This is a genomic window from Burkholderia sp. Ac-20379, from assembly GCF_017104645.1.
Taxonomy (GTDB): Bacteria; Pseudomonadota; Gammaproteobacteria; order Burkholderiales; family Burkholderiaceae; genus Burkholderia.
The window spans coordinates 1-8,412 of the sequence record NZ_JAAGPF010000324.1; the positions used below are offsets into that span (position 1 = coordinate 1).

Consider the following 8,412-nt stretch of genomic DNA (forward strand, 5'->3'; position numbering starts at 1 on the left):
TCGTCGCGCGTGGCCGGCCTGGCGGCGCGGCTCGAGGTGCTGAGCCCGCAGCGCACGCTGGAGCGCGGCTATGCGGCGCTGATCGATGCGCAGACGGGCCGCGCCGTGCGCTCGCCGGGCACGCTGAAGCCGCAGCGCCGGCTCGCCGTGCATCTGGCCGAGGGCACCGTCGACGTGACGCTGGCCGACGTCCAGCCGCGCCTCGACGAATCGTTCTGAGCGGTTCCGAGCGCGCGGCCGCCGCTGCGGTTCGCCGCGCCGCGCGACGGGATCGAATCGTGCTGCATTGCCATTGACGCGCACGCGTTTCCCGAGGCCGGGAATATGTCGCGCGCGTGTCGGCAGTTCGTCATGACAGCGGTTCCGGCGGCCGGACGGATGGCGGCGCACCCGAATACCCGCGAGTTTGCGGGGTTATTCGGTCTCGCCTACAATCGGACGCTCGCAGGATCCTGTCCCCCCACATATACTTCAAAGGAATCGCCATGGCTCATACGCTCCCGCCGCTGCCGTACGCTGAAGACGCGCTCGCTCCGCACATCTCGGTCGAGACGATCCAGTTCCACTACGGCAAGCACCATCAGACCTATGTGACGAACCTGAACAACCTGATCCCGGGCACGGAGTTCGAAAACCTCTCGCTCGAAGAGATCGTGAAGAAGTCGTCGGGCGGTATTTTCAACAACGCCGCGCAAATCTGGAATCACACGTTCTTCTGGAACAGCCTGTCGCCGAAGGGCGGCGGTGCGCCGACGGGCGCCCTGGCCGACGCGATCAACGCCAAGTGGGGTTCGTTCGACGCGTTCAAGGAAGCGTTCACGAAGACGGCAATCGGCACGTTCGGCTCGGGCTGGGCATGGCTGGTGAAGAAGGCCGACGGCTCGCTCGACCTGGTCTCGACCAGCAACGCCGCCACGCCGCTGACGACCGACGCCACGCCGCTGCTGACGATCGACGTTTGGGAACACGCCTACTACATCGATTACCGCAACGCTCGCCCGAAGTTCGTCGAAGCGTTCTGGAACATCGTGAACTGGGACTTCGCAGCCAAGAACTTCGCGTAAGTCACGGCTTCGTGTTCCGATCGACGCACGGCTTCCGGGCCGCCGCCGATGAAGAAAGCCCTCGCATGCGAGGGCTTTTTTTCGTCCGGCCGAAACGGCAGCGGCAGCGGCAACGGCCTGTGCCGTTCAGCCCGCCAGCTTCGCCGCGAGACGCTCGCGCGCCGCGTCGTGGGTGCGCTCGAACTTCAGCGGCGTGACGGTGATGTGGCCGGCGCGCAGCGACAGCGTTTCGGAATCGGGCGCGTCGTCGCGCGGGCCGCGCGCGAGCTTGAGCCAGTGATAGCCGTGCTCGCGCGGATCGGTGCGCGAGACGATCTCGACGCCGCCCAGCAGGCCGCGGCCTTGCGTCGTCACCTTCAGCGCGCCCACCTCGCTCGCCGCCACCGGCGGAAAATTCACGTTCAGGCACGCGTCGGCCTCCCAGCCGGCCGCCACCAACTGACGGATCACGCCGGCCGCGTGCTCGCCTGCCGTATCCCACGGCACCGCGTTGCGATCCGAGAACGCCTGACTCAGCGCGATGGCCGGCACGCCGATCAGCATGCTCGTCATGGCCGCGCCGACGGTGCCCGAGAACACCGTCTCGGTGCCGAGGTTCGCGCCGCGATTGACGCCGGACAGCACGAGCTCGGGCCGTGCGTCCTGCATCAGACTGCCGAGCGCCACCGCCACGCAATCGCCCGGCGTGCCGCGCACGGCGAAGCGCCGCTCGCCGGCCGGCACCACGCGCAGCGGCTCGTGCAGGCTCAGCGAATGCGAGGTGCCGCTTTGATCCGAGGCCGGCGCGACGGTCCAGACTTCGCGCGCCAGCGTCCGGGCGACCCGTTCGAGCACGGCGAGGCCCGGCGCGTCGATGCCGTCGTCGTTGGTGAGCAGGAGGCGGTGGAAGAGCGGCGGGGCTGACGACATCGGGCGGATCCTCGTGAGGTGACGTGAAGCGGGATGGGCGACGGGCACGAGCGGCGGGCCGCCGGCGCGAGAGGCTCATGCTATCAACATCCGGCGGCGCGCTGCTGGCGAAAAGCGGGCGAACGGCGGCACGACGATTCGCGATGCGCGCCGCGACCGCGACTGGCGGCGAGCTTCAGCGCGCTACAACACCCGCCCGATATCGCCGCTCGCGGCCCGCAGCGCATCGAGATCGAGAATCTCGATCTCGCCCACCTGCAGGCGCACCACGCCGCGCGCGGCCATCTCGCGCAGCAGTTGGTTGGTGGTCTGGCGCGTCAGCGAGGCGAGCGACGCGAGCCGTTCCTGCGAGAGCCGGATGCGCGTGTGGCCGGTGCTGATCCCGCCGTAACCCTCGGCGATCATCAGGAGCCGCGCGGCCAGGCGCTGCGCGGCCGGCATCACGCTGATCGCCTCGACGGTCAGGAACGACAGCCGCAGCTTCTGCGCCATCAGGAGCCCGAAATGCCGCCAGTAGTGCGGCGCCTCGTCGAGCAGTTGCTGCAGTGCAGCTTGCGCGAGATGCAAAAGTCGTGTGTTCTCCACGGCAATCGCATCGTGCGTGCAGGGCTGGCCGTCGAACAGGGAGATCTCGCCGAACCATGTCGTGGGTTCGAGCACGGTCAACAGCGATTCGCGGCCATCGGGATCGACGGCGCCGATGCTGAGCGCGCCGGCCAGCACCGCATACAGCCCGCACGGCGGATCGCCGCGCCGGAACAGCGTCTCGCCGGCGGCGAGTTCGCGCACGGTGGCGGTGGCGCGCAGCCTGGCGCGCAATGCGTCGGGCAGGGCGCGGAACCAGGGGTTCGCGTCGAGCAGGGGCAGCAGCGGGTCGGGCGGCACGGGCATGGGGTGGGGGATGTCGGGTAGCTGACAGCGAAGGCGCGGGGCAACCCGCATCATAGCGCTCGTCAAGGAGACAGACGCGATGAAAACACTGGTCGATCAACTCGCAAACTACGCCGCGTATCACCGCGATACGCGCAATATCGTCACCCACCTGTTCGGCATCCCGATGATCGTCGCCGCGGTGGCCGTGCTGCTGTCGCGGCCGGCGGCCGGTGCACTGGCGGGCGTCGTGCTGAGCCCGGCGCTGGTGGTGGCGGTGGCCGCCGCGCTCTACTACCTGCGGCTCGACCTGCGCTTCGGCGCGGCCATGAGCGTGCTGCTCGCGCTGACGCTCTGGCTCGGCCAGACGCTGGCCGTCGAGCGCACCGGCGTGTGGCTCGCGGCGGGCATCGGGCTGTTCGTGGCGGGCTGGGCGATCCAGTTCGTCGGTCATGCGTTCGAGGGCCGCAAGCCGGCCTTCGTCGACGACGTGATCGGCCTGGCGATCGGGCCGCTGTTCGTGGTGGCGGAGCTGGCGTTCTACGCGGGCCTGCGCCGCGAGGTGCGCGATGCGATCGAGCGGCGTGCCGGCCCGCAGCGTCACGGGCCGCACGGCGCACGCGTCTGATTCGATCGTGACCCGGCTCGCGGTGTTCGGCGCGGGCACCATCGGCTGCTATATCGGCGGCCGGCTCGCGGTTGCGGGCGGCGACGTGCGCTTCGTCGGCCGCGCCGACACCGGCGAGATGCTGCGCACCCACGGGCTCACGCTCGACGATTACTTCGGCCGCGAGGCGCAGGTCGCGCCGGAGCGCATCGACTTCCACACCGACCCGCGCGCGCTTGCCGACGCCGACGTGGTGTTCGTCACCGTCAAATGCACGGCCACCCCGGCCGCGGCCGCCGCGCTCGATCCGGTGCTGCGCCCCGGCACGCTCGTGATCAGCTTCCAGAACGGCGTGCGCCAGGCCGACGCGCTGCGCATCGCGCTGCCGGCGCGCACGGTGCTCGCGGCGATGGTGCCGTTCAACGTGGTGGCGCGCGGCAACGGCGTGTTCCATCAGGGCTCGGGCGGCCAGCTCGTGGTGGAGGCGTCGCCGCGGCTCGACGCCATCAACGAAGTGTTCGACCGCGCGGTGCTGCCGCTGCGCCATTGCGAGAACATCGTGCCGGTGCAGTGGGCCAAGCTGCTGTTCAACCTCAACAACGCGATCAACGCGCTGTCGTGGCTGCCGTTGCGCGAGCAGCTCGGCCAGCGCGACTACCGGCGCTGTCTCGCGCTGGCGCAAACCGAGGCGCTGCGCATCCTGCATCGATCGGGGATCCGGCCCGCGTGGCTCACGCCGCTGCCGCCGGGCTGGCTGCCGGGCGTGCTGTCGCTGCCCGACGCGCTGTTCGCGCGCTTCGCGGGGCCGATGCTGTCGATCGATCCGCACGCGCGCTCGTCGATGGCCGACGACTTGGCCGCGGGCCGGCAGACCGAGATCGACTGGCTCAACGGCGAGATTGTGCGGCTGGCGGCGGAAGCGGGGATGCGCGCGCCGGTCAACGCCCGGCTGCGCGAACTGGTGCGGCTGGCGAGCAGCGATCGCTCGCACACGCGCTGGCGCGCCGACGCGTTGCTGCACACGCTGCGCGACGCGGCCGAGGAGCCGCCGCCGCTGCCCGCCGACGAAGCCTGAGCGGGCGGCGGCGCGTTACCAGTTGATGTCGACGCAGAGCACCTGCATGCCGCTCGTGCGCACGGCGGCGATCGAGGCGGTCACGCACAGGTGCGCCTCGTTGATCGACAGATACGGCGGCGTCACGCGCACGCTGCCCGGCGCGCGCATCGCCTCGATGAAGTAGGGCCGGCGTTCCCAGCTCGCGCCTTCCGAATGCAGCAGCGGCCGGAAGCGCTTGGCGCGCTGCGAGGCGCGCGTGCGCGGCAGCACGTTGTCGCCGATCTGGCGGCCCGAGGCGTCGAGCAGGAAGCAGCGCGCCGCATCGGGCAACGCCAGCAGGTCGGCGGCGGCCGCGGCGAGATCCTGCCCGGCGGCGATCCGCGCGCTGGCCTGTTCGAGCGCGCTCACGTACGGCGCGAGCCGCGCGTGCTGGGTGCGCTCGCGCTCGGCCACGCGCAGCCGCAGCGCGGCCGACAGCGTGTCCATCGCGCCGGCGGCTGCCTGCGATTGCACCGGTTCGACGCTCGGCCCCGAGAAATACGTCCCCTGCACGAAATCGACGTTGCATTCGAGCGCGATCAGCGCCTCGCGCTCGGTCGACAGCCCGCCCATCAGCACCAGTTGCCCCGATTCGTGCAGCAGCGACACCAGCCCCGGCAGCACGCGCTCGAGATGCGAGTGCTCGCTCGCCTGGGCGAGGATGCCGCGGTCGAGCGCGACGATGTCGGGGTGCAGATGCCAGACCCGATCGATGTTCGAATGCTTGGCGCCGAAGCCGCCCAGCGCGATCAGGAAGCCGGCCTTGCGCAGGCCGTCGACGATCGCGCCGAAGCGCGGCGTGTCCCCGCCCGCCTGCTCGGGCACTTCGAGCACCACGCGCTGCGGCGGCAGGCCGAGCGTTTTCAGGTTCGCGAGCAGCGCGTCGCCGTAGATGGTGTCCATCAGCGCGGCCGGGTGCAGGCTCAGGAAGAGCCATTCCTCGTGGCTGTCGAACGCGTGGAAATTGCCGAGATGCAGCGATTCCGCCAGCCGGCCCAGTTCGAGCAGGTCGCCGCGCCGCGCCGCCTGCGTGAACACTTCGTGCGACGGCACCTGCGCGCCGTCGGCGCCGCGCGCGCGCAGCGAGGCGTGATAGCCGATCGCGCGGCGGTGCGAAACCGAGAACACCGGCTGGAACACGCTGAACACGGTGTAGTCGCCGTACAGCACGGTGCGCCGGTTGCCGTCGTCGCCCGCGACGGGGCGCGGCGGCTGGAAGCCGGGAGGATCGATGTCGATCATGGTCGTCGTCATGGGGCGGCGGGGAAGAGGGTGACAGTTTACCTAGCACCGGTGAACGAGCAAGAACCATGCGCGCCGCCGCCGCCGCGTGCAGCGGTCGTGCAACGCTTGCGCGCGCCGGAGCGGGCGGCGCGCATGGTGCGGTTGCACCGGGTTGGTGCCGGGACGCGGACGCGACCGTGCATGGCGCCGCGCTGCGAGGCACCTGGGCGGTGGCTCCGAAAGCCGCGCCGGGCTCGGTTTTCCCCGCTGCGTTCGCGCGCTTACGCGCGTTCGGACGGATCGGTTTTCTGGGTCGCGCCGCCGCGCACGTCGGGCGAAAGCTGCGCGAAGATCCACGCCGAGCAGGCCGTGATGATGCCCACGCACACGAACGTGGCGTGGAAGGCCGGCAGCGTATGGGTGGGCGTCACGCTGTGCATCACGCCCGTGAACGTCGCAAGCAGCGCGCCGGCCACCGTCACGCCGAGGCTCATCGCCAGCATCTGCACCAGCGAGAACAGGCTGTTGCCGCTGCTCGCGCCGCCGGTGCCGAGATCCTTGAGCGTCAGCGTGTTCATCGCCGTGAACTGCATCGAGTTGAAGCCGCCGAACACCGCCAGTTGCACCACCTGCAGCCACAGCGGCAGGCGGTCGCTGATCAGCGCCATGCTGGCCATCAGCAGCCCCACCATGATGGTGTTCAGCAGCAGCACCTTGCGGTAGCCGTGCTGCGTGATGAGCCGGGTGATCAGGCGCTTCGAGAACATCCCGGCGGCGGCCACCGGCAGCATCATCAGGCCGGCCTCGAACGCCGAATAGCCGAGGCTCACCTGCAGCAGCAGCGGAATCAGATACGGCATCGCGCCGCTGCCGATCCGCGCGAACAGGTTGCCGAGCAGGCCCACGCTGAACGTGTGGATCTTGAACAGGTCGAGCGGGAACAGCGGATGCGGCGCGCGCACCGCGTACAGCCCGTAGGCGACGAACGCGGCGAGGCCGAGGATCATCAGCACCAGCACGGCGCCGTGATCCATGCCGAGATCGGCCAGCCCGTCGAGCGACAGCGATACGGCGATCATGCCGATCGTCAGCAGCATGTAGCCGCGCAGGTCGAAGCGGCCCACCGCCGGGTTGCGCGCATCGGGCATCGAGTAATAGGTGGCCAGGCAGCCGACCACGCCCACCGGCACGTTGATCAGGAAGATCCAGTGCCACGACGCGATCTTGACGAGCCAGCCGCCGAGCGTCGGGCCGATCAGCGGGCCGATCAGGCCCGGGATCGCGACGAACGACAGCGCCGGCAGATAGCGCTCGGCCGGGAACGTGCGCAGCACCGCGAGCCGCCCGACCGGCAGCAGCATCGCGCCGCCCACCCCCTGCGCGACGCGGAATGCCACCAGTTGCGGCAGCGTGTGCGCGTTGGCGCACAGCAGCGAGCTGGCCGAGAAGATCAGGATCGCGCTGAAGAACACGCGGCGCGTGCCGAACGTGTCGGCCAGCCAGCCCGAGACGGGAATCATCACCGCCATCGTCAGCGAATACGCGATCACCACCGATTGCATCCGCAACGGCGATTCGCCGAGGCTCGCGGCCATCGACGGCAGCGCCGTGTTGACGATGGTCGCATCAAGCGTCTGCATGAAGAAGCCGGTGGCGACCACCCACAGCATCACGGTCAGGGACGATTCGCTCGGGGCGGCGGGGGGACGGGACATGGGCGGGGTTCGGAGTCGCGGACAGCCGACATTGTAGGAAAAGCGGGGCGGCGGCGCAGGAAGATCGGAGCGGGCGGCGCGCTCAAGCGCCCGGCGCGTCGCTGCCCACGTATCGCGCGCGCGGCCGGATCAGCTTGCCGTCGCGCTGCTGTTCGAGCGCGTGCGCGATCCAGCCCGCGGTGCGGCCGGCGGCGAACAGCACGAAGCCCGCGCCGTCGGGCAGCGCCAGCACGCGTTCGATCAGCGCGAGCGCGAAATCGACGGTCGGCCGCTCGCCGGTGGCCGCCTCCACGCGCGCGGCCACGGCCAGCCCCTGGCGCAGCGCCGGTTGCGTGCCGGCGTGCTCGCGCAGCAGGTCGAGCAGCGCGACGCAGCGCGGATCGCCGTCGGGGTAGAGCGGATGGCCAAAGCCCGCGAGCCGGGTGCGGCCGCCGTCGTCGCGTTCGTCGTGGGCGAGCCGGATCGCGAGGTAGGGGTCGGGATCGGCGGCGCGCGCGGAGTCCTCGAACAGCGCGCGCACGCGCACCGTCTCGCCGCCGTGACGCGGCCCCGACAGCGCGGCCAGGCCGCCCGCGATCGCGCCGAACAGGTGCGTGCCGGTGGAGGCGATGCAGCGCACCGCGAAGGTCGACGGGTTCAGCTCGTGATCGGCGCACAGCACCATCGCGGCGCGCAGCAGGCCGGCGGCGCGCGCGCCGCGCACGCCCCAGGCGGCGGCCAGTTGGCGATGCGCGGGCTGTGCGGACGGCGCGGCGCCGGCCACCGCCGCGAGCGTGACGCGCAGCAGCGCGACGGCCACGCCGACTTGCGCGTCCCCCGCGCTCCCCCAGACGCGCGGCAGGCGGGCGGCGTCGGACGGCAGCATGACACACGAGCAGCCCCGCGGACGGGAAACCACCCAGCCACCTCGCCACCGACTCCATAGAA

At 70.8% G+C, this 8,412-nt stretch carries 9 protein-coding genes; 4 read left to right on the top strand and 5 right to left on the bottom strand.

The window, feature by feature from the left end:
• On the top strand, positions 1 to 219 hold a 219-nt coding region (locus G3N92_RS27555), incomplete at its 5' end, for an exodeoxyribonuclease VII large subunit (protein ID WP_277396200.1).
• 266 nt (positions 220 to 485) lie between these two features.
• On the top strand, positions 486 to 1,064 hold the full coding sequence (sodB, locus tag G3N92_RS27560) for a Fe-Mn family superoxide dismutase (protein WP_206130747.1): 579 nt from the start codon (positions 486 to 488) through the stop codon (positions 1,062 to 1,064).
• Positions 1,065 to 1,190: 126 nt separating this feature from the next.
• On the opposite strand, the gene surE is transcribed toward sodB, so the two are convergent.
• Both surE and G3N92_RS27570 read right to left on the bottom strand, forming a co-directional pair.
• Positions 1,191 to 1,973, bottom strand: coding sequence for a 5'/3'-nucleotidase SurE (gene surE, locus G3N92_RS27565; protein WP_206130748.1), 783 nt, complete (start codon positions 1,971 to 1,973; stop codon positions 1,191 to 1,193).
• Between the two features lie 183 nt (positions 1,974 to 2,156).
• Positions 2,157 to 2,864, bottom strand: a complete 708-nt coding sequence (locus G3N92_RS27570) for a Crp/Fnr family transcriptional regulator (RefSeq protein ID WP_206130749.1) — start codon at positions 2,862 to 2,864, stop codon at positions 2,157 to 2,159.
• A 79-nt stretch (positions 2,865 to 2,943) separates the two neighbouring features.
• Here G3N92_RS27570 and G3N92_RS27575 point away from each other — a divergent pair, with 79 nt between their 5' ends.
• Positions 2,944 to 3,471: an Mpo1-like protein gene (locus G3N92_RS27575; protein WP_206130750.1), complete on the top strand. Its 528-nt coding sequence runs from the start codon at positions 2,944 to 2,946 to the stop codon at positions 3,469 to 3,471.
• A 7-nt stretch (positions 3,472 to 3,478) separates the two neighbouring features.
• Positions 3,479 to 4,525 carry a 2-dehydropantoate 2-reductase gene (locus G3N92_RS27580; RefSeq protein WP_206130751.1) on the top strand — a complete coding sequence of 349 codons (1,047 nt, stop codon included), beginning with the start codon at positions 3,479 to 3,481 and terminating at the stop codon, positions 4,523 to 4,525.
• Between the two features lie 15 nt (positions 4,526 to 4,540).
• Here G3N92_RS27580 and G3N92_RS27585 read toward each other — a convergent pair whose 3' ends face one another.
• The 3 genes from G3N92_RS27585 to G3N92_RS27595 form a co-directional block, all read right to left on the bottom strand.
• Positions 4,541 to 5,788 carry an EAL domain-containing protein gene (locus G3N92_RS27585; RefSeq protein WP_206130754.1) on the bottom strand — a complete coding sequence of 416 codons (1,248 nt, stop codon included), beginning with the start codon at positions 5,786 to 5,788 and terminating at the stop codon, positions 4,541 to 4,543.
• 263 nt (positions 5,789 to 6,051) lie between these two features.
• Positions 6,052 to 7,485, bottom strand: a complete 1,434-nt coding sequence (gene mdtD / locus G3N92_RS27590) for a multidrug transporter subunit MdtD (protein ID WP_206130752.1) — start codon at positions 7,483 to 7,485, stop codon at positions 6,052 to 6,054.
• A gap of 82 nt (positions 7,486 to 7,567) precedes the next feature.
• Positions 7,568 to 8,412: citrate synthase (locus G3N92_RS27595; RefSeq protein WP_206130753.1), on the bottom strand; the 845-nt coding region annotated here is incomplete at its 5' end.